Source organism: Chromatiaceae bacterium (assembly GCA_024235395.1).
GTDB lineage: Bacteria > Pseudomonadota > Gammaproteobacteria > Chromatiales > Chromatiaceae > Thiosocius.
This window is the reverse complement of the sequence record JACKMK010000001.1, coordinates 1,443,761-1,469,474: the sequence shown is the minus strand read 5'-3', so window position 1 is coordinate 1,469,474 and position 25,714 is coordinate 1,443,761. Positions and strand designations below refer to the sequence as shown.

Sequence of the window (25,714 nt, the reverse complement as noted above, 5' to 3'; positions counted from 1 at the left end):
CCTGGGAATGTTCAAACGCAAACCCCAACAGGCCGCCAATCAGCCGGCCACGGAAGCCGCCAAGCGGCGCAGTGGCAGACCCTTGCTGCTGTACTTTGCGCCGGCGGTGGTCGTCGCCACGCTGCTGATACTACTGGCTGCGGTGTTGGCCCAACAGAGTATCGGCACGGCCACGGCACGCGCCGCCGAAAGTGCGGCGATCAGCGTCGCGACTGCACTTGCCGGCCGACTCGAAGGCGAGATCATCGCGCGCCGAGATCTGCTCACGCTGGCGTTGAACGAACCGCAGGCACGTAAGATTTTCGCGGCCGGCGATCACGCGTCGATGGGCGCGTTGGAAACATCGCTGCAGCAGCGTATCCCCGGCCTGCTGCAGGTCCGGGTACTCGCCTCCGACACCAGCCAGCCGGATCTCGACGGTCCGGCACCGATGGGGTACGCGGGTCTGGACATGCTGCATCGCACGCTCGACAGCGGCCGTCCCACCCCTGCCGAGGTGCATCAGATCAAGTCGGGTGCGCCTTATCTCGCGATCGCGTTGCCGCTGCCGGTAGCAGGGCAGAAGGGCGGCGTACTGTTCGCCGCATGGGATCTGCGGCCTCTGATCGCGGTAGTGGAATCGTCGCCGCCCTTCCCCGGCCGGGTGGAGTTGCTGCAGGGGGGAGACGGGGGTTACGTGCTGGCTTCCGGCCCGGGTGGCAACGAGGACCTGCCGGCGGCCGGCGGCGTCAATGTGCCGCAGACGATCTGGAAGGTGGGCTATCGCCTGATGCCGGAAACCGGGGGGCTGGACGACCTGCAGACACTGTTCGCGCTGGCCGGGGGCAGCGTACTCGCGCTGCTGCTCACGATGTATCTGCAATGGCATATGCTGCGCCGCGACCTGCGTGACGATATGGCCACCGTGGTGAATTTGGGCGAGGCGATTCTGCGCCGAGAAGGGATGCCGCCGCGCCGGGCCAATCTGTCGGGTGCCGCCGATGCGATCGCATTGCTCGGGCAGTTTGCGCGCGACGCGCGCGATCCCTCGATCGCCATGGGAGACCCTGCGAGGGCCGCTGTCAGTACGGCGCAGACGGGCAAGCAGGCGCGCATCCCCGCGGCTCCGGCGGCGCAGCAAGCGTCGCTCGGTGTCGAAGTCGAGGAGCTCGAGAACGACCCGGCGGATGTATTGGGAGGCGCCCGGGCGAATCCGGTCGCCGATGTCCCGCAGCAATTGTTCCGCGCCTACGATGTACGCGGCATCGTCGGTGAGGAGCTGACCCCCGAGATTGCCCAGCTGTTGGGCAGCGCGGTCGGCAGCCTGGTGCTCGACCAGGGGGGCAACCAGGTGGTGGTCGCCGGCGATGCGCGGACCTCGAGTCCGCAGCTGTCGGCGGCACTGATCCGCGGCCTGGTGGGGACCGGGTGCCGCGTCGTGGATGCCGGAATGGCGCCCACGCCGCTGATCAATTTTGCGCTGCATACTCAGGTCGCGCAGGCCGGGGTCATGGTTACCGGCAGCCACAACCCGAGTCGCTACAACGGTTTCAAGATCATGGTTGGCGATCGGGTGCTGGATGGCGACGACCTGCAAGACTTGAGACTGCGCATGATGAGCGGCGAACTGCGGCGCGGACAGGGCAGCGTGGAACGCATCGACCTGGTCGGGGAGTATGTCGAGGCGGTAACCCGCGAGGTGCAACTCGCTGGGCCGCTGAAGGTCGTCGTGGATGCCGGCAACGGGGTGGCGGGTGATCTGGCGGTCGCCGCGTTCGAGGCCCTGGGCTGCGAAGTGACGCCGCTGTTCTGTGAGCCGGACGGAACCTTCCCCAATCACCACCCCGACCCGAACCAGCCTGACAACCTTGCGGCGCTGATGCGCGAGGTCCAGTCCCAGGGCGCCGATGTCGGGTTTGCGTTCGACGGCGACGGCGACCGCCTTGGCACGATCGACGAAGCGGGCAACAACATCTGGCCGGACAAGGTGCTGATGATGCTCGCGGCCGATGTGCTCGGTCGTCACCCCGGCGTGGATATCCTGTACGACGTCAAATCGAGTCGGCATCTGGCGAGTTTTGTGCTCAGCCATGGCGGCCGGCCGATCATGTGGAAATCGGGGCATTCGCGGATGCGCGCCAAGATGCTCGAGACAGGTGCGTTGCTCGGTGGCGAATTCACGGGTCATCTGTTTATCAAGGAACGCTGGTTCGGTTTTGACGATGCGATCTACGCGGCGGCGCGTGTCCTGGAGTTGCTGGCGCTCGATTCGCGGCCGGCCTCCGAGGTATTTGGCGAGTTGCCATCCAGCCCGTCTACACCGGAATATCAGCTGATGCTCGAGGAAGGTCAGAGTCCGAACCTGATGCGCGCACTGGATGCGCACAAGGTATTCGATGATGCCCGGCTGGTGGAACTCGATGGCCTGCGTGTCGAGTTCGCCAACGGTTGGGGCCTGATACGCCCCTCGAATACCACGCCCTCGCTGACGTTTCGTTTCGAGGCGGACGACGAGGACGCGCTCGAACAGATCAAGGCAAGGTTCCGCGATCTGTTGCGTCGCGTGGCCCCCGACATGCAGGCACCCTTTTAAGAACAATACCGCGGGACAACTATGAGTCTGACGGCACAGGCGGCGGGCAATGTCGCCCACGTTTTGACGGAAGCGTTACCCTACATACAGCGCTTCGGCGGCAAGACGATCGTGATCAAGTATGGCGGCAACGCGATGGTCGACGAGGACCTCAAGGCCGGCTTCGCGCGCGATGTGGTACTGATGAAGCTGGTCGGTATCAACCCCGTCGTTGTGCACGGTGGTGGTCCGCAGATCGGCGACCTACTCAAGCGGCTGGGCAAGCAGAGCGAGTTCGTCCAGGGAATGCGCGTCACCGACGCCGAGACAATGGATGTCGTCGAGATGGTTCTGGGCGGTCTGGTTAACAAGGAGATCGTCAACCTGATCAACCGCCATGGCGGATCCGCAGTGGGTCTGACCGGCAAGGATGGCGACCTCATTCGCGCCCGCAAGCTGAATCTGGCCCGCGCCAACGCAGAGGCGCAGACTTCCGAGATCATCGATATCGGTCATGTCGGTGAGGTGGAGAGTATCGACGCTTCGGTCGTCGACATGCTGGTGCATGGCAACTTCATCCCGGTGGTTGCACCGATCGGCGTGGGTAGCGACGGCCGTTCGTACAACATCAACGCCGACCTCGTGGCCGGTAAGATGGCCGAGGTGCTGAAAGCGGAGAAGCTGATCCTGCTGACCAACACCCAGGGGCTGCTCGACAAGGAGGGCAAGCTGCTGACGGGGCTCAGTCTCGATCGTGTCGATGAACTGATTGCCGACGGCACCATCACCGGTGGCATGTTGCCGAAGATCGGTTGTGCGCTGGATGCGGTCAAGGCAGGTGTGAACTCGGCACACATCATCGACGGGCGGGTGCCGCATGCGGTGTTGGTCGAGCTGTTCACCGACCAGGGCGTCGGTACCCTGATCCGCCGTCGCTGATCGCCACACATGCCGCGCCCCTCCCGCAAGCAGGCAATCCTCGAGGCGCTGGCCGACGAGCTCGAAAGGCATCCGGGAGACCGCATCACGACCGCCGCACTGGCACGTGCGGTGGGTGTCTCCGAGGCGGCGCTTTATCGTCACTTCCCCAGCAAGGCGCGGATGTTCGAGGGGCTGATCGGGTTCGCCGAAGAAACGGTGTTCGCGCGCATCAACCAGATCCTCGCAGACGAGAGGAACACCCAGGTACGGATTGCCCGGGTGGTCTACCTGTTACTGGGTTTTGCCGACCGCAATCCCGGTATCACCCGGGTGTTGTTGGGTGATGCCCTGGTTGGCGAGCGTGAACGTCTGCATGACCGGGTGCAGCAGTTCTTCGAGCGGGTCGACCTGCAACTGCGGCAGATCCTCCGGGAAGCCCAGATGCGTCAGGATGCGCATCTGCGCACCACCCCGGAGGCCGCCGCTGCGTTGTTGACGGCGTTCGTCGAAGGGCGGATGCAGCAGTTCCTGCGCTCAAGGTTCGCGCTGGCTTCGTTGCCCGCGTGGGAGGCCGACTGGTTGGTGCTGAGCCACGGCCTGTTCGATCCGCCGCGCGAGCCCTGACCCCCAGGCACACCTCGCGACGACGCGTCTGAGGTCTACTCGGCCGACTGCGACTCCGCGGTGGCTGGCGGCGGACTGACCGGGCCCAGTGCGGCCTTGAATCGTTCGCGGATCTCCCGAACCACCGGTCCGCGGCAAAACTCCTTGCCTTCGGTGAAGTTGGCGCACTGCACGTCCATGAAGATCCGTTCGCTTTCGCTATCTTTGTCGATCAGGCGTGAGACCGTGATGCTGATGTCGCGCAGCTCGCGCGGTGGGGCAGTCACCAGGATGCGGTCGGCCGCGAGATCGACCGGTGTGGTCGCGTGCTGGCGAGCGTAGTCCTGCGCCCTCTGCCATAGCCGGACGCAGTCGTCGGACGTGTGGCAGCGCACCGCGGTATCGACCAGATCGGGAAACTCCGACTCGGCAATCACGTCGGCATTGGCGGCATGCGCCGCGCCACTGCGCAACTTGCGGAAACGCTCCAGATCATAGTTGTAGCGTTCCAGCGTGGCGCGTTTTTCGTCTTCCTTGCTGAGGATGATGGCGTAGGAGCGCTCGATCGAACGCTGGGTCGCGTCCAGATTGGCTTTCTGGCGATCACTCAACTGCCGGCCGCTGCGTTCGTTGGCTGCCGCAGAGGCCTGAAAATCGGACAACCGTGTCTTGAGCCGCCTGATCTCGTTGTGATTTAGCCGAATCTGGCTGTCCAGCTGGGCGATCTTACCGTCACGCGCCATCACCAGATCGTCCTCGTTGCGATAGAGGTTCAACAGGATGCGGTCGCGCGCCTGCTGTTCTTCGAGCAGTTTCTGCTGCTCGGCACGCAGCTGTGCGAGGGCCTTTTCGCGCTCGATCTCTTCCGGCGTCAGCGCGCGCTCCTGGCGCCGCAACTCGATCCCGCGTTCATTCAGTTCACTGTGCGCCAGATCCTTGTATTGCGGAGGCACGGCGGTGCCGTAGTGCACCTGGCCGTTCTCGTCGACCCATTTCTTGATCGTACCGGCCTGCACTGGCGAAAGAACGAACGCGACAAGCGTCAGTAGAGGAATGATGAATCGAATCGCTGATCTCATGTCTCTTTACCGGCGGCGGGCGCCTAACCCACGATTATAATGATGTCTCGCCATTGATTAGCGGCAGGGATGTGGAACAGTTCATACTTTTTTTGGTTGCCCTGTTCGCCAACCTGTTTTCCGCATTTGCCGGCGGCGGCGCCGGCCTGCTGCAGCTGCCAGCGCTGATCTTTCTCGGCCTGCCATTCGGTGTGGCACTGGCCACACACAAGCTCGCCTCTGTCGCTCTCGGCGTGGGTGCCACGGTCCGTCACCTGCGCGAGGGAGGGCTGAAGCGCCGTTTCGTACTATTCATCCTGGCAACCGGCGTACCAGGCGTACTGTTAGGCGCCAGTCTAATCCTGCAAGTTCCTGGCCGGCATGCCGAGGTTGCGCTGGGGCTGCTCACGCTCGGGCTGGGTATCTACTCCGTGTCGCGCAAGCAGTTGGGACTGGCGGAGCAACCCCGCAACCGCGAGGGCCCCGGTTTGATTTGGGGTGGCATCGGACTGTTCGCGATTGGTGTGCTGAACGGATCCCTGACTTCCGGGACCGGGTTGTTCGTCACTTTGTGGCTGGTGCGCTGGTTCGGCGCCGACTATCGGCAGGCGGTCGCCTATACGCTGGTCCTGGTCGGCATCGTCTGGAACGGTGCCGGCGCCATCACGCTGGGCATTCTGGGCGAGGTGCGTTGGGATTGGCTGCCGGCCCTGCTGCTCGGCTCCCTGCTCGGCGGATACGCGGGTGCACACCTCGCGATCCTCAAGGGCAATGTCTGGATCAAACGGATTTTCGAGGTTGTCACCTTGTTGGTCGGTGCGAAACTGGTTATCGGTTAGGGGGCGACGCCGTATTCGCGACGGTAGGCCTCGATACTCTCGAGATGTTCCGAGAACTGCGAACGTTCGCCAATGAACCCCACCAGGTCGTCGAGACGCACGATGGATGCTACCGGTATGCCGTAGTCGGCTTCGACCTCCTGGATCGCCGAACGCGTGCCGGTTCCGCGCTCCTGTCGGTCGAGTGCGATCACCACACCGGCGGGTCGTGCACCTTCGGCCGTGATGATGTCCATCGATTCGCGCACCGCGGTACCTGCGGTAATCACATCATCGATGATCAGCACTCCGCCCTGCAGGGCGTGCCCTACAATCTGCCCCCCCTCGCCATGGCCTTTGGCCTCCTTGCGATTGAACGCATAGGGCACATCGATCGCATGCTGCTCAAAGAGAGCGGCTGCGGTCACTGCGGCCAACGGTATGCCCTTGTACGCGGGACCGTACAGCACATCGAAGCGGATGCCAGCGTCGACGATCGCCTGCGCGTAGAATCGACCAAGCTTGGCCAATGCGGCGCCGGTGTTGAACAGTCCTGCGTTAAAAAAATACGGACTGATCCGCCCTGACTTGAGCGTGAAGGTGCCGAATCGCAGCACCCCGATATCGAGGGCGAAATCGAGAAATTCGCGTTGGTAATCTTGCATAATGAAGGCCTTCGAACGACGCCGCATTGTGCGAAAGCCCGCCGCTCATGACAAGCGCGCGTTGTCACGGCTTTACCTATAATCGCCGGATGCGCGTCATCAGTCTCAATTTGAACGGCATTCGATCGGCGGCGCGCAAGGGCTTTTTCGCCTGGCTGCGTCGGCAGCGTGCCGACGTCGTCTGTCTTCAGGAGCTGAAGGCTCAGATCGATCAGCTGAGCGACCGCCAGTTCTGGCCGCCGAGTTTCCGCTGCTACTACCATCCTGCCCAGAAGAAAGGTTACAGCGGTGTCGCCATCTATTCCCGGCACGAACCCGATGAGGTCATCCAGGGCCTCGGCTGGCCCGACGTGGATGACGAAGGGCGCTGGATCGAGGCGCGCTTCGGCAGTCTCAGCGTGATTTCCTTGTATCTGCCGTCGGGTTCCTCGAGTGAACACCGCCAGCAGGTGAAGTTCGATCTCATGGAGCGGCTGACACCGCTACTGACCCGGATGCGCCAAGACGGTCGGGAGTACATCCTGTGTGGCGACTGGAACATCGCGCATACCAAGGCCGACATCAAGAACTGGCGCGGGAACCTGAAAAACTCCGGCTTCCTTCCCGAGGAGCGTGCCTGGCTGGACCGTCTGTTCGGGCCCGTCGGGTGGGTGGATGCATTTCGTGTCGTCAACCAGGACCCGGACGAATATACCTGGTGGTCGAACCGCGGACAGGCCTGGGCAAAAAACGTCGGTTGGCGGATCGACTACCAGGTGGTGACGCCCGGGTTGCGCGCACGCATCCTCGGCGCGCGGATCTATCGCGACAAACGCTTTTCGGACCATGCGCCGCTCATCGTGGATTACGACGATGACCGTTGAGGTGCGTGCCAACTGGCGTGATTCGTTTGGCATCTATTTCCACCCACGACCGATGACCCTGCTGTTCCTTGGGTTCTCCTCCGGTCTGCCATTGTTGTTGGTCTTCGGAACGCTGTCGTACTGGTTGCGTGAAGCCGGCATCGACCGATCTACGATAGGCTTCGTGAGCTGGGTCGCGCTTGCCTACGGGTTCAAGTGGGTTTGGTCACCGCTGGTGGATCGTATGCGGATCCCGGTACTGTCGGGCCTGATCGGTCGACGGCGGAGCTGGTTGCTTTTGGCCCAGTGCGGTGTCGTCGGCGGGCTGGTGGCGATGGCAGTCACCGATCCTGCGCACGATCTGGATCGCCTGGTCTGGTTTGCCGTTGTTGTCGCGTTTGCATCCGCGACGCAGGATATCGTGATCGATGCCTTCCGCATCGAGAGTGGCGGTGTTCGCCTGCAGGCCGCGATGGCGGCCACCTATATGATTGGATACCGCCTCGCGATGATCACGGCCGGGGCGGGCGTGCTGTGGCTGGCGGCCTGGGTCGATCCGGATGAGGCCAAGTACCAACACGGACCCTGGCAGTTCGCCTACCTGGTGATGGCCGCGTTGATGGTCGTGGGGATCGTGACCACCTTGCTGGCCGGCGAGCCACACCCGCCGCAGCGGCCTGCGGCGCACGCGACGCGAGTGCCGGCCATGATCGCGACCCTCCCGCGCTGGTTGCTACCTGCGGCACGCTGGATGTGGTTGGCCATACTAAGCCCGTTCGTGGACTTTTTCGGACGCTACGGCTGGTTGGCGTTGCTTGTGCTCGCCTTGATCGCCAGTTACCGGATCTCGGATATTGTGCTGGGTGTCATCGCCAACGTGTTCTATGTCGACATGGGCTTCACGAAGACTGAAGTGGCCAATGTCACCAAGGTGTTTGGTGTTGCGATGACGCTGCTGGGTGCTGTGATCGGCGGGGTGCTGGTCGACCGACTTGGCGTGATGCGCATCCTGTTCGCAGGAGCGCTACTGTCTTCCGCGACGAACCTGCTATTCGCGTGGCTCGCGGGCGTCGGCAATTCGCTGCCGTTGCTGATCGGCGTCGTCGCGATGGACAACCTGTCCGGTGGACTTGCCGCTGCCGCTTTCGTCGCCTACCTGTCGGGATTGACCAACGTCCAGTACTCGGCGACCCAGTATGCGTTGTTCAGTTCGGTGATGCTTCTGATGCCCAAGTTCGTAGGCGGCTTTTCGGGCGTGATAGTCGACCATATCGGTTATCAGCAGTTCTTCGTCTGGACCGCGGCGATGGGACTACCGGTGTTGCTGCTGGTATGGCTGGCGGCGCGCTACTCCCGTGTGGAGACGAACAGTTCAGATGCCTGAAGTCGACCTGATCAGCGCCTTCGTCGTCGGCCTGCTGGGCGGCGTACATTGCGTCGGCATGTGTGGCGGCATCGTCGGTGCGATGTCGCTGGGGATGCCCGGAGGCAGGCATCTACCGATGCTGATGGCCTACAACATCGGCCGGATCAGCAGTTATACAGCCGCCGGGGCCTTGATGGGGGCGCTTGGGTTCTTTTTTTCGGGCCTTCTGCCGGTACAGGCGGCGCAGCGTGTCCTGCTGACGTTGGCCGCGGTCTTTCTGCTGTTGATGGGCCTGTATCTGGCCGGGTGGTGGAACCTGCTGTCGCACGTCGAGCGCGCCGGCGGTGTCGTTTGGCGCAGGTTGGAGCCGCTGGGGCGGGGGCTGTTGCCAATCCGATCTGCGCGCCATGCCTTCGTATTGGGGCTGTTGTGGGGATGGTTGCCCTGCGGTCTGGTGTACAGTGCGCTGGTGTGGACGGTCGCTTCCGGTGGTGCCCTGCAAGGGGCTTCGTTGATGCTGGCGTTCGGTCTCGGCACCTTGCCGAATCTGATGTTGATGGGTGTCGCCGCCGCACAACTGAACCGCTGGACCCGGCAGCCACTGGTTCGGAGGATCGCCGGCGGCTTGGTGATGCTGTTCGGTCTGGTGTTGCTGCTCGATGCGTGGGGGCGGTGAACAGGTTCACCGCCACACACTGTCGACCTCAATCAGTGTAGAACTCCTGGCGCATATGGGCGCGCAAGGGATAACGCCCGCCTTCCGGCATGATTTCGAATTCGAAATTCAAGAGTTCGCGGTGTGCGACCGGGAAGTCCGCGATGTAATAGATCGCTTGACCTTCAACGACTTCACGCATCTCGATCGGTCGCAGCTGCCCATACAGGTTTCTCGCTACCGCACGGATCTGTGCATGCACAGGCGTGCCCAGTTGGCCACCCGGTGCGTCGCGAATCACGCTGACGTTCAGCAAGGCGCGGTTCTTGCTCCGCTGGATACCGTAGGCGGTTGCCACCTGCACGGGCAGACTGTCCGTGGTCAGCGCGTTGTGGTGGATCGTATAGCCGCCGGTATGCGTACTGTTTTCGGCGCTGGCGACCAGCGGCAACGCAAGCAGAAGCACCAGGCCCAACGCCCTTGCCAGAGATTTCATTGGGGATTTCCTCCAGTTTGCTGTTGTTTTAGAAGATCCGTCTAAGCATCAATATAGACCAGTGCGCAGCACTGTTTGTTGCGACATCGTGCCGGGCGGGAGCGGGGAGTCAGTTCTGCCCGCTGGCCTTCGCTGGAGGGCGGAGTCCGGGTTCGACCAGCATCTCGCGGACCTTGCCGAGCGACGCCAGCTGGGCCTGCAGTCGTGCCTGGTCGCGTTTGAGTCGAGTGAGCCTTTGCTGCACGGTACGGCGTGACTCGGCCGCGTCACGCAGGTGTTGTATCTCCTCGGCGAGGCCGTCTCGGTACTCCTTGACCTCGTTGAACAGCGGCTCCATGGCCGTCTTGCTCCAGTCGTCCGCCTCAGCGTACGCCGCCGCGATGGCCTGGCGAGCGCGTTGGACGATGGTGCTGAAGTAGCGTTTCGTTACGAAGTGCTGTTCGGTCAGCGTCGTGCGCGCACTCTTGCGGAAGACTTCCGCTTCCTGCTCGAGCAGGCCGAGATCGACCTGGTGTTTGATCAGTGAGTACATTGGCGGGTGAGTGGTCGCGGTCCTGCGTTCGCCCTCGAATCGCCGGTACAGGGTGCGTAGCAGTCGTCGCATCGCCTGGGTCTGCTCCGCTGCTGCCGCCATCCGTCCATTGATGTCGCCAAACAGCCGGCGCATCGCCTGTTTGAGTCCGGGTGTGGTCCAGGCACCGGTCATCGTGCGGCGAATCTCGTCGAGCGTTTCGTCCAGCGTGCTTTGGTCCAAGGTGCTGCGCAACCGCGCGGCGTGTTCGGAGAACTGGCAACGACCGACGCGGTAGGCATCGACGACTTCCTGGTAGTGATCATGTTCGGCCTGAGTCTCCGCCAGCATCTGTGCGATCGCCGAGTCACTGCGGCCGGCCAGGTCCAGCAGGCTCTGCTGCTGTTGCATGCTGCGTTCCTGGCGGGCGCGCACCATGTTTTCCAGCTTTTCGAGCGCTTCGCGTACCAACACCGTGTGTTCGTAGCGGATGATGTTCATGCGATTGGCCAGAAGTGCCTCGCCGAGATAACGCTCCAGACCCGTTACCCCGCTACGCGCCTCCAGATCCGGTTTGTGCTTGATGCGTGCCAACAGCGCCTTCTGCGCGGACAGTGCGAATACCTGACCGTGATCGACCGCCAGCGTCTGCGCGGCATCGCGGCACTGCCGCACGATGGTGTCGGTGATCTGGCGCTTGGTGCGCATCTCATCCCAGAGGGTGTCTGTCTTGTTCAATACCACCATGACACCCGGGCGCGGCGGTTGCCCCGGGTGCTGGATGTACTGTTCCCATATCTGCAGGTCGGACTGGGTCACGCCGGTATCTGCGCCGAGAACGAACAGCACCGCGTGCGCCGCCGGCAGCATCTCGTAGGTGAGTTCGGGTTCACTGCCAATCGCATTGAGCCCGGGCGTGTCGAGGATTCGCAGGCCTTGTGCCAGCAGTGGGTGCGGAATATTGATCTGCGCGAGCCGCCAGCGCGGAATCCTGGTCTGTTGGCCATCTGTGTGCGGGTCACCGGGCAATCCCAGCTGCATCGCTTCCCGCGCCGACACGGTTTTGTATTCCGTGAGCATCTGTAGCCGTTCGGCCAGCGCATCCGCATCGTCCAGCGGCAGTGTGCGGACCTCCCAGTATCGCGGGTCGTCGCAAAGTGCCGCGAGTGACAGCTCGCTGTGGCGGGTTTCGATAGGCAACAGGCGAAGCTCCGGCGGACGGCCCCTGTGGCTGAGGATCTCGGTCGGACACATTGTCGTGCGTCCGGCATTGGTCGGCAGCAGGCGGCGTCCGTAGTCGGCGAAAAACAGCGCGTTGATCAACTCGGTCTTGCCGCGCGAGAACTCACCGGCAACCGCGACCGTGAGGTGGTCGTCGCTCAGTGCGCGTACGGCGCGCTCGATCGCGCTGCGTGCCTCCGCGGTGTAGAGACCCTGTTGTTCCAGCCATGGCCGGACCTGTTTCAGCAGCCGCAATTGGGCCTGTTTCCAGGCGTGGAACGCGCCCAGCTGGTGCGAGAGTTCTGATTTAAACATGTCGCTCTTGGCCACCCTGACGGTGTTCGGCTCGGCACTGTGTTGCCGCTATTGTTGTTTTGTGCGATTGGTCTGGTGGCTGGGTGACCAATCGTGGCACTCAGTATAGGCCACGCCGGAGGCGGTCAATAGGAAGGTGGGCGTCTTGCTGCGCAGATCGCCGCCCGGGATGCGTGGCGCGTCACGGAACGCAGATCCCAATGGGGGTGGCGGGCGCTTCCGGGACCTGCAGTGGCGAGGTCAGGGCGCCTCGGGCGTATCGAAGATGCCCGGCAGCCGGTTCGGAGACGCGACGCGCACACGTTTCAGGGAACTCGTCTGGCCGGACTCGATGGTGACCGCGTTGCGACCCACCCCGAATTGCTTCGCCAGCCAGGCGGTGAGGTGCGCATTGGCCTGGCCGTCCACGGGAGGGGCCACGACGCGTACCCGCAACCGGTCGTTGTGGACCCCCGCAAACGCGTCCCTGCCGGCGCGCGGTTGCAGTTTGAGTTGCAGCAGCAGGTCTTCGCCGTCCCAGCGATACCAGGTCGCCGCGTTCACATCAGCCGCACGACCAGGTCCTTGACCGGCGGGATCAGGAGCATCTCCAGTACCACCAGGCCGAGCATGACGACCATCGGCGAAAGGTCCAGGCCACCCATGTCCGGCATCCTTCGGCGCACAGGTCCGAGCAGCGGTTCGGTCAGGCTGTGGATCAGCCCGACCGCCGGATTCAGCGTTCCCGGATTTATCCAGCTCAGGATCACCTGGATCAGGATCGCGAACAGGAAGATGTTGATGATCAGCGAGATCAGTTCCGGAATTGCCAGCAGCGCGCCGGCACCCGGATGAAAGCCGCTGCCGGCCAGGCCGAGAATGGCGGTTTGCTCGAGGGTCAGCACCAGCCATGCGAGCACCAGCGCGGCTATGTCCAGGCCGGAGACGCCCGGTATCAGGCGCCGCATGGGATTGAGTAGCGGTTTGGTGGCGCGAACGATGAACTGCGACAGCGGATTGTAGAAATCGGCGCGCACCAACTGCAGCAGAAAGCGCAACACGACCAAGGTCGCATACAGACCGAACAGCACCTGGACGAGAAATATCGCCGGCTGTGTCAGGTAACCACCACCCATCACGCGGCCCCCAGGTCGGCCGACAGCTCGACGGAGCGGTCACGGGCGGCTTTCAGCGCGCGCCCAAACAGATCGCGGATGCCGCCGTCTTCGAGTACCGCGATGGCGCGCTCGGTCGTCCCACCGGGGGAGGTGACCCGGGCGCGTAGCGTCGCTGGTGGGTCGGTGCTCTCGAGCGCCATGCGCGCCGCACCGAAAGCGGTCTGCAAGGTCAGCAGCCGGGCGGTTTCGTGGTCCAAGCCCAGATCGCGCGCCGCGGCCTCAATCGCCTCCATCACCAGAAACAGGTACGCCGGACCGCTGCCGGACAGTGCGGTCACCGCGTCCATCAAGGCCTCGTCATCGATCCACTGAGTCAGGCCGACCGCCCGCATCAGCGATTCGGCCTGTTCGCGCTGTGCGGTACTCACCCCGGGGGTCGCATACAGCACGGTCGCCCCGGATTGGATCATCGCCGGGGTATTTGGCATCGTGCGCACCAATGCGACATTGCCGCCTAGCCAGCTCTGCAGGCTGGCACAGCGGATGCCGGCGGCGATCGAGACAACGACCGGGCGACGACCGGCGAGCCCGTCCGCGAGTCCCTGGGCGACCTCGCGCAGCACCTGCGGTTTGACCGCCAGCACCACGACGTCCGCCTGCACCACCGCGCTCAGATTGTCATCCAGTGTCTGGATGCCGGTCGCGGCACGCAGTGCCTCGCGTTTTGCCGGCGCCGGGTCGCTGGCGACGATACGATCGGCTGGCACGCCGTCGGCGAGTAATCCGCCGATCAGGGCCCCGGCCATGTTGCCGGCGCCGATAAACGCGATGCGATGGTTCATTTGAACTCTTGACTCTGGTTGCCTGGGTGAAATGGATTTTAATCGAAGCGCGCCGCCGGATGGGGGGCGGGTTCGACCAGCGTCATCTGCGGGCCCCGAAAATATCGGTGCCGATGCGGACCAGGGTGGCCCCTTCGGCGATCGCTGCCTCGAGGTCGGCGCTCATGCCCATCGACAGGGTGTCGAGCGGCAGACCCCTGTCGTGCAGCGCCCGCAACAGCTGCCGCAGGCGTGCAAATACGCCGCGTTGCGTCTCCACGGGTGTGTTGGGGTCCGGCATGGTCATCAGGCCGCGCAGGCGCAGGCGTGGCAGTTCGGCGACGGCTTTTGCCAGGCCTGGCAAATCGTCGGGCGTGATACCGCCTTTGCTGGATTCACCACTGAGATTGACCTGCAGGCAGACCTGCAGCGGCGGCAGGCCGGTCGGACGTTGATCGTTCAGACGTTGAGCGTGGCGCCACTGGTCGAGGCCGTGGACCCAGGCGAAGGTGCGACTGACATCGGCAGTCTTGTTGCTTTGCAACCGACCGATGAAGTGCCATTCCAGGTCGAGATCCGCGAGGGCGGCGATCTTGGGCAGTGCCTCCTGCAGGTAGTTCTCGCCGAACAGCCGCTGCCCGGCAGCGTATGCCGCACGGATGTCGTCGACCGGCCGTGTCTTGCTGACTGCCAGCAGGGTGATCGCATCTGGATCGCGGCCGGCCGCGAGTGCCGCCGAGCGGATGCGACGGCGTACCTCATCGAGCCGGGCAGGAATATGGTTCATGTCCAGGCTATCATCCGGTCGGCGGTTGCGGCGCCACGGGTTCATACCCACCGCTTAATTCATGGCGCGTAGTGTCGCTAACTATCACTGGTTTATCTGCAACCTTAAACCTAGCTGCTGCGGGAACACTATGGATATTGCTGAGCTGCTCGCCTTTAGCGTCAAGCACAACGCCTCTGACCTGCATCTGTCGGCCGGACTGCCGCCGATGATCCGCGTGGACGGTGACATCCGGCGCATCAACGTGCCGGTCCTCGACCACAAGACGGTACACGAGCTCGTGTACGACATCATGAACGACAAGCAGCGCAAAGACTACGAGGAGTTCTTCGAGGTCGATTTCTCGTTCGAGATCCCCGGTCTGGCGCGCTTTCGCGTAAATGGCTTCAACCAGGACCGCGGCGCGGCCGCGGTATTCCGCACCATCCCATCGAAGATCCAGAGCCTCGAAGAGCTCAACTGCCCGTCAGTGTTCCGTGACATCTGCGACAACCCGCGTGGCCTGGTGTTGGTCACCGGACCGACCGGTTCGGGCAAGTCGACCACGCTGGCGGCGATGATGGACTACAAGAACGACACCGAGTACGGCCATATCCTGACCATCGAAGACCCGATCGAGTTTGTCCACCAGAGCAAGAAATGCCTGATCAACCAGCGCGAGGTGCATCGCGACACGCTGGGTTTTGCCGAGGCGCTGCGTTCGGCACTGCGTGAGGACCCGGACATCATCCTGGTCGGCGAGTTGCGCGACCTGGAGACCATTCGTCTGGCGATGACAGCCGCGGAGACCGGTCACCTGGTGTTCGGCACGCTGCACACCAGTTCGGCGGCCAAGACCATCGACCGTATCGTCGATGTGTTCCCGGCCGGCGAAAAAGCGATGGTCCGTTCGATGCTCTCGGAATCACTGCGCGCGGTCATCTCCCAGACCCTGCTCAAACGTACCGGCGGCGGTCGCGTCGCGTGCCACGAGATCATGGTCGGTACGCCGGCGATCAGGAACCTGATTCGCGAAGACAAGGTGGCGCAGATGTACTCCGCGATCCAGACCGGCCAGGCGTACGGCATGCAGACGCTCGACCAGGGCATGCAGGAGATGTTGCGTAAGGGGTTGATTTCAAAGCAGGATGCAATCGCGCGCGCGGTAAACAAGGAGCTTTTCAGCTAGACGTCATGGCGTGATTGTGGTCTCTTTAGCGGCACCTGCGGTGACCCGCCTGGCGGGAATGGCCCGGCCGGTGGCGGGTTGAGGGAGGGTACATGGATTTCAGCGACATCCTGGATCACATGGTCCAGAAAAAGGCATCAGACCTGTTTATCACGGCTGACATCCCACCGAGCATCAAGGTCCATGGCCGCATCATGCCGGTGTCGAAGACCCGCCTGGATGCCGCCCAGTCCCGCGAATTGACGCTGTCGTTGATGACCCCGGAGCAGCGCGAGGAATTCCTGCATACCAAGGAGTGCAACTTCGCGTTCACCGCGAAGAACATCGGGCGCTTCAGGGTCAGCGCATTCGTGCAGCGTGATGCGGTCGGCATGGTGTTGCGCCGGATCGAGACGCGCATCCCGACGCTCGAAGGGTTGGGCCTGCCGCACACCCTGCATGACCTGGCGATGGCCAACCGCGGTATCGTGTTGTTCGTCGGGGCGACCGGGACCGGCAAGTCCACGTCGTTGGCGGCGATGGTCGGCTATCGCAACCAGAACACCACCGGCCATATCATCAGCATCGAGGACCCGATCGAGTTCCTGCACAGCCATGCCGGCTGCATCGTCACCCAGCGCGAGGTGGGCATCGATACGGAGTCTTACGAGATCGCCTTGCGCAACACGCTGCGCCAGGCCCCTGACGTGATCCTGATAGGTGAGATTCGGACGCGCGAAGCGATGGAGCACGCGATAACGTTCGCGGAGACCGGGCACCTGGTCCTGACCACGTTGCACGCCAACAATGCGAACCAGGCACTCGACCGTATCCTGCATTTCTTCCCCGAGGAGCAGCACGACCAGATACTCATGGATCTTTCGCTGAACCTGCGCGGTGTCGTCGCCCAGCAGTTGGTGCGACGGCCTGACGGCAACGGTCGGCGGGCGATCGTCGAGATCCTGTTGAACACGCCGCTCGTCTCGGACCTGATCCTCAAGGGCGAGGTGCACAAGCTGAAGGAATTGATGAAGCGCTCCACGGAGCACGGCATGATCACCTTCGACCAGGCGCTGTACGATGCCTTCCGGCGCGGGGAGATCACCCAGGAAGATGCGTTGCACCACGCGGATTCCGCCAACGAGGTCAGGTTGATGATCAAGTTGGGTGACACCAGTCCGAATGCCCTCAATCGCGACGCCGGAAAGATCGGTTTCAGCGAGTAACTCGGGGTTCGCAGCGGCGGCGCAAACACGGAGCCGTAGTGATGATCAGAACAGCACCAGGCATCCCCAGTTTTTCCGCCATCGGATACCTCGCGCGCCGCATTGCAGCGGGATGAGCCGCGGTGACGAGGAACCAGCACCGCAAAGCGCCACGGCGTACCTTCCTCAGTCTCAAGTGGAAGGCCCTCGTCGTGCTCAGCGTCGTGCTGGTACTTGTCAACTCCGCAATCGCGTACCTGGTCTATCGCAAGGCGGTCGGACACTACGAGACGGAACAGGCGAATCGGTTGGCGACCCAGACGCGCGAGTTCAATGTCGTGATGTCTGCTGGAACCGACATGCTTTCGGCATTCGCGTCCTTCGTGCCTCTGTTGACGACCGCTGGCAGCGCAGCCCCGGCCCCTGACGACCCACAGCGCATAGCGGAGGTGCTTGCCGGGCACGGCATGCAGATGGAGGCCGCGTGGGGTATCGAGGGCATCCACTACCTCGGGGTTGGCGGCCACGACGACCTTGCGGTGTCCTGGCCACAGGGCCGCGCGGTGCCCGCGGTACGTGATCTGTTGCAGATCATGACACGTGAGGATGCGCCGCGGGGTCGTCTGGTGTGTGGCGCCCAGTGTTCGCAGGTGGTTGCGACGCCGGTGCGGCGCCTGGGGAAGACCACGGCAGTATTGTTGCTCGAGCGGCCGGCTGCCATCAGCTTGGGCGAGTTTCAGCTGCTGTCCGGTGCGGATATCGTCCTGCTGTATCACCCGACTGCGACGACGGAGAGCGGTGCCGCGCACCTCGGTGCGCGCCTGTGGGGGGCCAGCGTCGCGGCGATCACGCGTCCCGAGGTGGTGCTGCCGGTACTCGGATCGCTTGCGCGTCTCACGGACATTTCGGAACTCGCCGACGGGCCCCGCCAGGTACGTTCCGGCGGCACCTGGTACGAGGCGAACGTACTCGCGGCGGTGGCGGTCGATCCCCGGGTCACGGTGTTGGCGGTCAATGGCGTGTCCGGCAAGATTCAGGCGATTCGTGAAGCAACCGCGGAGAGTCTGTTTATCGGCCTGGGGGGGCTGGTGGTATCGGAACTGATCCTTTTGATACTGATGGCCGGGCCGATGCGGCGCATTCAGGAAATGGTGTACGCACTGCCATTGCTGGCGGAAAAGTCGTTCGCGCGTTTACGCCAGGAGTTGCCGACACCGGTTCGCGACGGACTGCCGGACGACGAGATCGACATCATGATCGAGGCGATCAACAAGGCAGCCGCGCAGATCGAGGCGCTCGACAAGGCGCATGCTTCGGCTGAACAGGCGCTGCGGGAGAGCGAGCAGAACCTCCAGTTGGCCCAATCGATGGCGCGTGTCGCCAGCTGGACGGGGCGGCCACTGGATGGGAGTTTTGCATTCGATCAGGGTGCCAGCCGCATACACAGGGTGCTCGCGCATGTCAGCACCTGGATGGAATTTCTGGCGTTTGTCCACCCGGACGACAAGCTCGATCTGCTGAAAGCCTGGCGAGGCGGACGTCCGGGGGGCACCATGGACGTCGAGTTCCGGCTGCTGATCGATGACAAGGAGATCGATATCCACGCGATGGCGGAATTCGATGTCATCGGCCCCACGCGCACATTGCAGGCAGTCGGCATGATGCAGGACATCAGCGAGATGCGCGTGATCCAGCGGGCGTTGCGCAATCACCGAGACCGGCTGGAACAGGAGGTGCTCGAACGTACTGCGGAACTGGTCGATGCCCGCAATGTTGCCGAACGTCTCGCACAGACAAAGAGCCAGTTTCTCGCCAATATGAGCCACGAGATCCGCACGCCGCTGAATGCGATTCTCGGGTTGTCGCAGGTCGGCATGCAGCAGAGCCAGAATCGTCGTGTCGCAGCCACATTCGAACAGATCCTCGATGCCGGGGAGCACCTTCTGCATGTCGTGAACGATGTGCTCGACCTGTCGAAGCTCGAAGCCGGAAAACTGGTCATCGAGGCTCGTCCGTTCGAACTGCGCAAGGCGGTCAAACAGTGCACCGACATGCTCAAGCAGCGCGTCGATGCCAAGGCACTGGTGATGTCGACGACGATCGCAGCCGAGATACCGGAGCGTCTGGTCGGCGACGGTTTCCGCTTGCAGCAGATCCTGATCAACCTGTTGAGCAATGCGGTGAAGTTCACCGAGCAGGGATCGGTCAATCTCGATATCCGTTGCGAGGCGGGAACCTATCTGTTCACCGTGACGGACACTGGCATCGGCATGTCCGCCGACCAGATCGGCCGGCTGTTTACACCGTTCAACCAGGATCCGGAATCGATTGCGCAGAATCGCGAGGGCACCGGGTTGGGGCTCAGCATCAGCAATACCCTGGCGATCATGATGGGCGGTGCCATCCATGTGCACAGCCAACACGGTCGAGGCAGCCAGTTTGTATTGCGCCTACCGCTGAAATCGGTTCACGAAGCCCGCAGCGAAAAGTCGGACGATTCGCCGACGCTTCTGCCCAGAGAGCTGCCGTTGGCGGGATTGCGTGTGTTGGTGGCCGACGATGTCCCGGTCAACCGCCGCCTGGTCGAGGCGTTGCTGAGCGCCGAGGGCGCGGTTGTGACCACGGTGAACAATGGCGCCGAAGCGGTCGATGCGGTCGTAGGGGAGGCCACGAGCGGTTTCGACGTCGTGTTGATGGACGTTCAGATGCCGGTGCTCGACGGTCGCGAGGCCACGCGTCGGATCCGTGATGCCGGCTCATTGGTGCCCGTCATCGGCCTGACAGCGCATGTTTCGCCCACCGAACACAAGGCATCGCTCGCCGCCGGCATGCACGACCAGCTGGTCAAACCGGTGTTGAAGGAAGTGCTGGTCGACACCATCCTGAGCTACACGCGGAGCGGAGGGGCGGGGCCGGCCACCGCGTCAGTGGTGCACTGACGCCACTGTCCCGTCCAGGGATCGGATCACTGGAATACCGAGTAGCCGTCAAATACCGGGCCGTCGACGCAGACGCGCTTCATGGCCGGGCCTGCAGGCGTTGCCACCTCGACCACGCAGCCGGCGCAGCCACCCACGGCGCACGCCATGAATTCCTCCAGTGATACCTGAACCGGCAGTCGGTACGCGCGTGCCAGGTCGACGACCGCTGCGAGCATCGGGTGCGGGCCACAGGCGTAGACCGCGACCTTGGAACGCTCGCCGTCGTCCATCGCGTCCAGCCAGTGCCGCGCGAGTTCGGTCACGTAGCCCTCGTGGCAGCCGGTATACCCTTGGAGACTGGTGAGTCGGCTCGGGATGCCCCAGTCTTCGAGCAACGGCATCGCGGCGATGACGCCCTCGGGCATGCCGGGGACAACGAATTGCGACGGGCGCGCAGTGAACGGAAACGGCACCTCGGAACCCAGCACCACGAACGGCTGCTTTCCCGATCGCCTCAATGATTCGGCGATGAACACCATCGGGGGCATACCCACCCCGCCACCGATCAGCAGCGGTCTCTGCGCGTCGACCTGAAATGGTCGACCGATAGGACCGAGCACGCTGATGCGTTCGCCTGGCCGGCGCGCCGTCAGCAGACGTGTACCGTCGCCTACGGATTTGTAAAGGAAATCGACCCAGCCGTCTCTGGTCGATGTGCGCATGATCGACAGCGGTCGGCGCATCGGGCGCTGCGGATCCACGGTAAGGTGCGCGAACTGGCCGGGCAGGGCGCGAGCCGCGCAACTTGGAGCGCGCACTCGCAACAGGTACTGATCGCCGGCGAAGGACTGGTGTTCGATAACCTCGGCGTCTTCGAGCGCAATGGTGGCGCGATGTGTGGCTTGTATCATCCGTCGATGTCCGGCGCACGGTACACCACGCGCCCGTTGAACAGGGTATGGGTGACGCGACCAGGAAAATCCCAGCCGTCGAACGGCGTATTCTTGCCCTCGCTGCGCATGTCGGCAGCGCGCAACACCCAGTGTTGAGCGGGATCGAAGATGCACACGTCGGCCGGCGAACCGACACCCAGGCGGCCGTACGGCAGGCCCAGTATGTCGGCCGGTCCGCTGGTTACCCGGGCCAGTGCGGTCGGGAGATCGAGGACCTTCTCGTCGACCAGCCGCAGCGTCAGACCGAGCAGCGACTCGAGGCCGGAAATACCGGGCTCGGTTTCGGGAAACGGACGCTGCTTGGCATCGGGTTCGTGCGGCTGATGGTCGGAGCAGATCGCCGTTATCGTGCCGTCGGCGAGTGCCTGTCGCAAGGCATCGCGATCACCCAGGGTGCGCAACGGTGGTGACACATGGCAGGCGGCGTTGAAGTCGTCGACGTCCATCTCCGTGAGATGCAGCTGGTGAGCGGCGACGTCCGCGGTAACCGCCAGCCCGGCCGCCTGGGCCTCGCGTATCATGCGCGCGGCCGTGCGCGTCGACAGGTTGCGGAAATGCACCTTGGCCCGGGTGTGTTCGGCCAGCGCGAGATCGCGTGCCACCGCGACGCTTTCCGCAGCGGCCGGAATACAGGGCAGGCCGAGCCGCACGGATACCACGCCCTCATGGACGCAACCCCCGGCCCTGAGGTGCCGGTCTTCGGAGCGCAGGAACACCGTCAGCCCGAAGGTCGCCGCATACTCCAGGGCGCGGCGTTCCACCAGCGTCGAGGCGATTGGCAGGTGGGCGTTGCCGACCGCCACGCAACCGGCCTGTTTGAGCGCCGCCATCTCCGACAACTGCTCGCCGTTGAGGCCGCGGGTGAGCGCGCCGGTCGCCAGGATACGCGCCTGGGCGAGCTTGCGTGCCACGCGATGAATCAGCTCGACGACCGCTGCATTGTCGATCACCGGGTTGGTGTCCGGCGTACAGACCAGTGTCGTGATGCCGCCGCGTGCCGCCGCGGCCGCCTCGCTGGCGAGCGTCGCCTTGTGCTCGTAACCGGGTTCGCGCAGGCTGGCCGCGAGGTCGACCAGGCCGGGACAGACCACTTTGCCGCGCGCATCGATCACCTCGGCTGCGGCGAACTCCGCCGGAGCATCGCCGATCGCGACCACCACCTCGCCGTCGATATGCAGGTCCAGCAGGTCGTCGATGCCATGTGCCGGATCGATCAACCGCCCGTTGACGATGCTGACACTCATGGCTCGCCCCCGAGATCTGCCTGCGATTGCATCGCCATCGACATCACCGCCATGCGCACGGCAATGCCATAGCTGACCTGCTGCAGGATCACCGAGCGCGGACCGTCGGCGACCGACGAATCCATCTCTATGCCGCGGTTGATCGGTCCGGGGTGCATCACGATCGCGTCCGGTTTGGCATTTTCCAGGCGCTCGTCCGTCAGTCCGTACAGACGGAAGTATTCGTGCTGGTTGGGCAACAGGGCCCCGTCCATGCGTTCGTTCTGCAGGCGCAGCATGATCACCACGTCGACATCTTTGATGCCCTCGGCGAGGTCATGAAAGACATGTACACCCAGTGCGCGCGCCTCGGTCGGCAGCAGGGTACGCGGGCCGACCACCCGCACCTCGCTGACGCCCAGTGTGTTCAGGGCAAGGATCTGGGATCGCGCGACGCGCGAATGCAAGACATCACCGACGATGGCAACCCGCAATGGCGTGAAATCGCCCTTGTGTTTGCGGATCGTGAACATGTCGAGCATCGCCTGGGTCGGGTGGGCATGACGGCCATCCCCGGCGTTGATCACGCTGACCCTGGGTGACGCATGCCTGGCGATGAAATGCGCCGCGCCCGATTGTGCGTGGCGGACAATGAACATGTCCGAATGCATCGCCTCGATATTGCGCAGGGTATCGAGCAGTGTCTCGCCCTTCGAGGTCGCCGATGTACTGATGTTGAAATTGATCACGTCGGCGGACAGCAGCTTCGCGGCGAGTTCGAACGTGGTGCGCGTGCGGGTACTGTTTTCGAAGAACAGATTGGTGATGATTCGGCCGCGCAACAGTGGGACCTTTTTCACCGGGCGGCCCGGCAGCGCGGCGAAGGACTCGGCAGTGTCCAGGATATGCAACAGCAGATCCCGGCCGAGACCGTCGATGGTCAAAAAATGGCGCAGCCGGCCGTTCTCGTTGAGCTGCAGATTGTGCGATCGCGGGCTTGGCATCGCCCGCTATTGTAGCGCTGCGATCAGCGGCCTGTCCGAGGTCCGTGAAAAATCTCCAGGCTCAACGGCTCGGGGCCGTTCAGCTTGATGTGGTCGGTCAGGCCCAGCGGAGGGCGTAGTCCGATGACATCCGCCTGGATCGGCAGCTCCCGGCCGCTGCGCTCGATCAGCGCGACCAGGGTGATGCTGGCCGGGCGCCCAAAGTCGAAGATCTCGTTCATCGCCGCCCGGATGGTCCGGCCGGTGTGGAGTACGTCGTCGACCAGGATGATGTGCCGCCCCTCGACGTCGAAATCGATCTGCGAGGGTCTGACCTGGGGGTGCACCCCGATGCGGGTGAAATCGTCGCGATAGAAACTGATGTCGAGCTGGCCGCTCGCCTGGTGCAGGCCGAGCATCTCGTTGAGCCGCTTGGCCACCCAGGCGCCGCCGGTGTGGATGCCGATCATTGCCGGATCGTCCAATGCCCGGTCGCGCTGCCGGCTGCGCAGGACATCGGCCATGCCGTGGATCAGGTCGACGATGGCGTCGTGTCCCATGAAGGGCGTCGGTTCAGTCATTGAGCCAGGTTTCCAGGATCAGTTTGGCGGCGAAGGCGTCCACCCGGGTCGGGTCTTTGGCGGCCGCGGTGCCGAGCTCGGTCCATGCGATGCGGCTGGTGAGGCGCTCGTCGGCGAGGTGCACCGGCAACCGGAAACGGCCGTGCAGCTGCCGCGCGAAGCGCTTGGCGCCGGCCGCGTTGTTCGCCTCGCGTCCACTCATTTCGTAGGGGTGTCCAACGACCAGGGCCTCCGGGTGCCACTCGGCCAGCAGATCGGCGATTGCCGCCCAGTCCGGACCGTGATTGACCAGGCCGAGGGTCGTCAACGGTGTCGCCGTGCCGGTCAACGCCTGGCCCACTGCGACGCCGATCTTGTGCGTGCCGTAGTCGAAACCGAGCAGCACGCCCATCAGGCGTGCCCGGCCTCGCTGCTCAGCAGATGGACGTCGACGCCGAGCAGTCGCGCCGCGGCCTCCCACCGTTGCTCGGCGGGCAGGTCGAACAGGATGGACTGGTCGACCGGGCCGCTGAGCCATGCGTTCTCCTTGAGTTCGCGCTCCAGCTGGCCGGCACCCCAGCCGGCGTACCCGAGTGCCACCAGGGTGCGCGACGGACCGTCACCGCGCGCCATCGCCTCGAGGATGTCGCGTGACGTCGTGATGCTGATGTCTTCGTTGACTGCAAGGGTCGAGTCCCAGGGGGCGGTGTGCGTATGCAACACGAAACCGCGTTCTTCCTCGACCGGGCCGCCAAGGTAGACGATCTGTTCGCCTGCATCGCCCAGTCCGCCTTCGATCTGCATGTGTTGCAGAATGTCTGCCAGGCACAGATCGGTGGGACGGTTCAGCACTATCCCCATCGCTCCGTGCTCGCCGTGTTCGCAGATATAGGTCACGGTGCGCGCGAAGTTCGGGTCCTGCAGGGCCGGCATCGCGATCAGCAGCTGGTTCTTCAACGAAGCTTGGTCGTTCATAAGGTTCAAGTATCGTGCGCGACTCCCCAGTCGGCAAGATGGGGTCTAGCGCGACGAAAACAAGGTGTTTCCGTCGAGAAACTGCCAGGTGCGCGTGATGTCGAGGACGTCGACTTCTTTGCGGATCTCGGGAGGAAAAGGGGCGAACGGTGCCGACATGCGCACAATCCGTACCGCGGCGTCATCGAGCAGCTTGTGTCCCGACGAGCGTACCACGCGGATTCGTTCCACGCTGCCGTCGGCTCGGACCGCGACGTGCATCAGCAGATGGCCATACAGCTTGCGGCGCTTGGCCTCGTCCGGATAGTTCAGGTTGCCGATCTTCTCGACCTTGCTGCGCCAGGCTTCGAGGTATGCCGCGTATTGGTATTCCTGCGTACTGGCATTGACCGCCTTGCGCCTTTCCTGCTTGGACGCCGACAGGGTGCGACGGTCCAGTTCGGCGGTCAGCCGGTCGATCTCCTGCTGAGTGCTGGCCAGCAGCTGGCTGAGGGTTGCACGCGGTCGTTCCTTGACGACCGGTTTGGGCGGTGGCGCACGCTCGACGCGCGCCGCCTGACGCGTGGTGACGACCTCGGGTTTGGCCTCCGGCACGGGTTCGGGGTCACCGGAGCGCATCAGTTCGACGGCGGGTTCCGGTGCCGGAATCGCCTCAGGATTGCCCAGCGGGCTGGTGCGGCGCTCCTTGATCGTCTCCTCGCCACCGCCTTCCTGGGTCTGCTGAGCCAGGAAATCCGGGTTCTCGGCCTCGAGCGGTTTGGGTTTGGGCTGCACCAGGGTGATGTCCAGGGTGCGTTCCGGCGGCGGCGGTCGGTCGCGCGAGATGTCGAACGTCACGCCGAGGATCAACAAGGCATGCAAGCCCAGGGCGGCCGTCAGTGCAAAGCCGAACGCCTCGTTCGATTGCCGGAAGCCCGAATTGCCGTCGATCTCCACGGAGTCCTCGTGGTGTTGCCCGGCGGACGGTGCCTGGTTAGCGACCGGAGCGCCGTGCGTTATGCTTCGGGTCTGCCGAAGCCA

Annotated in this window: 25 protein-coding genes; 10 read left to right on the top strand and 15 right to left on the bottom strand. The window is 63.7% G+C overall.

Translation table 11 applies throughout. The features are described from left to right. Positions 1–1,036 precede the first annotated feature (1,036 nt). From H6955_06820 to slmA, 3 genes are read left to right on the top strand one after another with little or no spacing between them, the layout of a single operon-like run. Complete coding sequence (locus H6955_06820) at positions 1,037–2,572, top strand: phosphomannomutase/phosphoglucomutase (protein ID MCP5313249.1); 1,536 nt, start codon at positions 1,037–1,039, stop codon at positions 2,570–2,572. A 21-nt stretch (positions 2,573–2,593) separates the two neighbouring features. Then, complete coding sequence (argB, locus tag H6955_06815; GenBank protein ID MCP5313248.1) at positions 2,594–3,490, top strand: acetylglutamate kinase; 897 nt, start codon at positions 2,594–2,596, stop codon at positions 3,488–3,490. A gap of 9 nt (positions 3,491–3,499) precedes the next feature. Further along, a complete protein-coding gene (gene slmA / locus H6955_06810; GenBank protein MCP5313247.1) occupies positions 3,500–4,096 on the top strand; it encodes a nucleoid occlusion factor SlmA in 597 nt (198 codons plus the stop codon). A gap of 35 nt (positions 4,097–4,131) precedes the next feature. Here slmA and H6955_06805 read toward each other — a convergent pair whose 3' ends face one another. Then, positions 4,132–5,154 carry a DUF4124 domain-containing protein gene (locus H6955_06805; protein MCP5313246.1) on the bottom strand — a complete coding sequence of 341 codons (1,023 nt, stop codon included), beginning with the start codon at positions 5,152–5,154 and terminating at the stop codon, positions 4,132–4,134. Positions 5,155–5,225: 71 nt separating this feature from the next. On the opposite strand from H6955_06805, the gene H6955_06800 reads away from it, so the two are divergent. Continuing rightward, the gene (locus H6955_06800) at positions 5,226–5,972 is read left to right on the top strand and encodes a sulfite exporter TauE/SafE family protein (protein MCP5313245.1); all 747 of its coding nucleotides are present in this window, start codon (positions 5,226–5,228) and stop codon (positions 5,970–5,972) included. Here the strand turns inward: H6955_06800 and pyrE are convergent. Beyond that, positions 5,969–6,616 (bottom strand): orotate phosphoribosyltransferase, encoded by a 648-nt coding sequence (pyrE, locus tag H6955_06795; GenBank protein MCP5313244.1) that lies wholly within the window; start codon positions 6,614–6,616, stop codon positions 5,969–5,971. The genes H6955_06800 and pyrE overlap by 4 nt on opposite strands. A gap of 89 nt (positions 6,617–6,705) precedes the next feature. On the opposite strand from pyrE, the gene xth reads away from it, so the two are divergent. The 3 genes from xth to H6955_06780 are packed head-to-tail and all read left to right on the top strand — an operon-like array spanning position 6,706 to position 9,500. After that, a complete protein-coding gene (xth, locus tag H6955_06790; protein MCP5313243.1) occupies positions 6,706–7,479 on the top strand; it encodes an exodeoxyribonuclease III in 774 nt (257 codons plus the stop codon). Beyond that, entirely contained in the window at positions 7,469–8,842 is a 1,374-nt protein-coding gene (locus H6955_06785) for an MFS transporter (protein ID MCP5313242.1), read from the top strand. The genes xth and H6955_06785 overlap by 11 nt, the downstream gene beginning before the upstream one ends. Next, on the top strand, positions 8,835–9,500 hold the full coding sequence (locus tag H6955_06780) for a sulfite exporter TauE/SafE family protein (GenBank protein ID MCP5313241.1): 666 nt from the start codon (positions 8,835–8,837) through the stop codon (positions 9,498–9,500). The genes H6955_06785 and H6955_06780 overlap by 8 nt, the downstream gene beginning before the upstream one ends. A 28-nt stretch (positions 9,501–9,528) precedes the next feature. Here the strand turns inward: H6955_06780 and H6955_06775 are convergent, their stop codons facing one another. From H6955_06775 to H6955_06750, 6 genes are all read right to left on the bottom strand, one after another. Further along, positions 9,529–9,975 (bottom strand): DUF4426 domain-containing protein, encoded by a 447-nt coding sequence (locus tag H6955_06775; protein ID MCP5313240.1) that lies wholly within the window; start codon positions 9,973–9,975, stop codon positions 9,529–9,531. A gap of 109 nt (positions 9,976–10,084) precedes the next feature. Further along, a complete protein-coding gene (locus tag H6955_06770) occupies positions 10,085–12,022 on the bottom strand; it encodes a dynamin family protein (protein ID MCP5313239.1) in 1,938 nt (645 codons plus the stop codon). A 240-nt stretch (positions 12,023–12,262) separates the two neighbouring features. Further along, positions 12,263–12,565 (bottom strand): YggU family protein, encoded by a 303-nt coding sequence (locus H6955_06765; protein MCP5313238.1) that lies wholly within the window; start codon positions 12,563–12,565, stop codon positions 12,263–12,265. Continuing rightward, on the bottom strand, positions 12,562–13,137 hold the full coding sequence (locus H6955_06760) for a YggT family protein (protein MCP5313237.1): 576 nt from the start codon (positions 13,135–13,137) through the stop codon (positions 12,562–12,564). The genes H6955_06765 and H6955_06760 overlap by 4 nt, the downstream gene beginning before the upstream one ends. Then, entirely contained in the window at positions 13,137–13,961 is an 825-nt protein-coding gene (locus H6955_06755) for a pyrroline-5-carboxylate reductase (protein MCP5313236.1), read from the bottom strand. The genes H6955_06760 and H6955_06755 overlap by 1 nt, the downstream gene beginning before the upstream one ends. Before the next feature lie 82 nt (positions 13,962–14,043). Further along, entirely contained in the window at positions 14,044–14,727 is a 684-nt protein-coding gene (locus H6955_06750) for a YggS family pyridoxal phosphate-dependent enzyme (protein ID MCP5313235.1), read from the bottom strand. Positions 14,728–14,857: 130 nt separating this feature from the next. On the opposite strand from H6955_06750, the gene H6955_06745 reads away from it, so the two are divergent. The 3 genes from H6955_06745 (at position 14,858) to H6955_06735 (ending at position 20,018) form a co-directional block, all read left to right on the top strand. Beyond that, positions 14,858–15,895 carry a type IV pilus twitching motility protein PilT gene (locus tag H6955_06745; GenBank protein ID MCP5313234.1) on the top strand — a complete coding sequence of 346 codons (1,038 nt, stop codon included), beginning with the start codon at positions 14,858–14,860 and terminating at the stop codon, positions 15,893–15,895. 92 nt (positions 15,896–15,987) lie between these two features. Then, a complete protein-coding gene (locus H6955_06740) occupies positions 15,988–17,100 on the top strand; it encodes a PilT/PilU family type 4a pilus ATPase (GenBank protein MCP5313233.1) in 1,113 nt (370 codons plus the stop codon). A gap of 122 nt (positions 17,101–17,222) precedes the next feature. After that, entirely contained in the window at positions 17,223–20,018 is a 2,796-nt protein-coding gene (locus H6955_06735) for a response regulator (GenBank protein ID MCP5313232.1), read from the top strand. A 26-nt stretch (positions 20,019–20,044) separates the two neighbouring features. Here the strand turns inward: H6955_06735 and H6955_06730 are convergent, their stop codons facing one another. From H6955_06730 to H6955_06700, 7 genes are read right to left on the bottom strand one after another with little or no spacing between them, the layout of a single operon-like run. Continuing rightward, complete coding sequence (locus H6955_06730; GenBank protein ID MCP5313231.1) at positions 20,045–20,911, bottom strand: dihydroorotate dehydrogenase electron transfer subunit; 867 nt, start codon at positions 20,909–20,911, stop codon at positions 20,045–20,047. Continuing rightward, positions 20,908–22,197: a dihydroorotase gene (locus tag H6955_06725; GenBank protein ID MCP5313230.1), complete on the bottom strand. Its 1,290-nt coding sequence runs from the start codon at positions 22,195–22,197 to the stop codon at positions 20,908–20,910. The genes H6955_06730 and H6955_06725 overlap by 4 nt, the downstream gene beginning before the upstream one ends. Further along, entirely contained in the window at positions 22,194–23,180 is a 987-nt protein-coding gene (locus H6955_06720) for an aspartate carbamoyltransferase catalytic subunit (GenBank protein ID MCP5313229.1), read from the bottom strand. Before H6955_06720 ends, H6955_06725 begins: the two co-directional genes overlap by 4 nt. A gap of 23 nt (positions 23,181–23,203) precedes the next feature. Beyond that, the gene (pyrR, locus tag H6955_06715) at positions 23,204–23,719 is read right to left on the bottom strand and encodes a bifunctional pyr operon transcriptional regulator/uracil phosphoribosyltransferase PyrR (GenBank protein MCP5313228.1); all 516 of its coding nucleotides are present in this window, start codon (positions 23,717–23,719) and stop codon (positions 23,204–23,206) included. A gap of 13 nt (positions 23,720–23,732) precedes the next feature. Then, complete coding sequence (ruvX, locus tag H6955_06710) at positions 23,733–24,131, bottom strand: Holliday junction resolvase RuvX (protein ID MCP5313227.1); 399 nt, start codon at positions 24,129–24,131, stop codon at positions 23,733–23,735. Beyond that, the gene (locus H6955_06705) at positions 24,131–24,694 is read right to left on the bottom strand and encodes a YqgE/AlgH family protein (protein ID MCP5313226.1); all 564 of its coding nucleotides are present in this window, start codon (positions 24,692–24,694) and stop codon (positions 24,131–24,133) included. Before H6955_06705 ends, ruvX begins: the two co-directional genes overlap by 1 nt. Before the next feature lie 45 nt (positions 24,695–24,739). After that, entirely contained in the window at positions 24,740–25,573 is an 834-nt protein-coding gene (locus tag H6955_06700; protein MCP5313225.1) for an energy transducer TonB, read from the bottom strand. Positions 25,574–25,714: the final 141 nt, after the last annotated feature.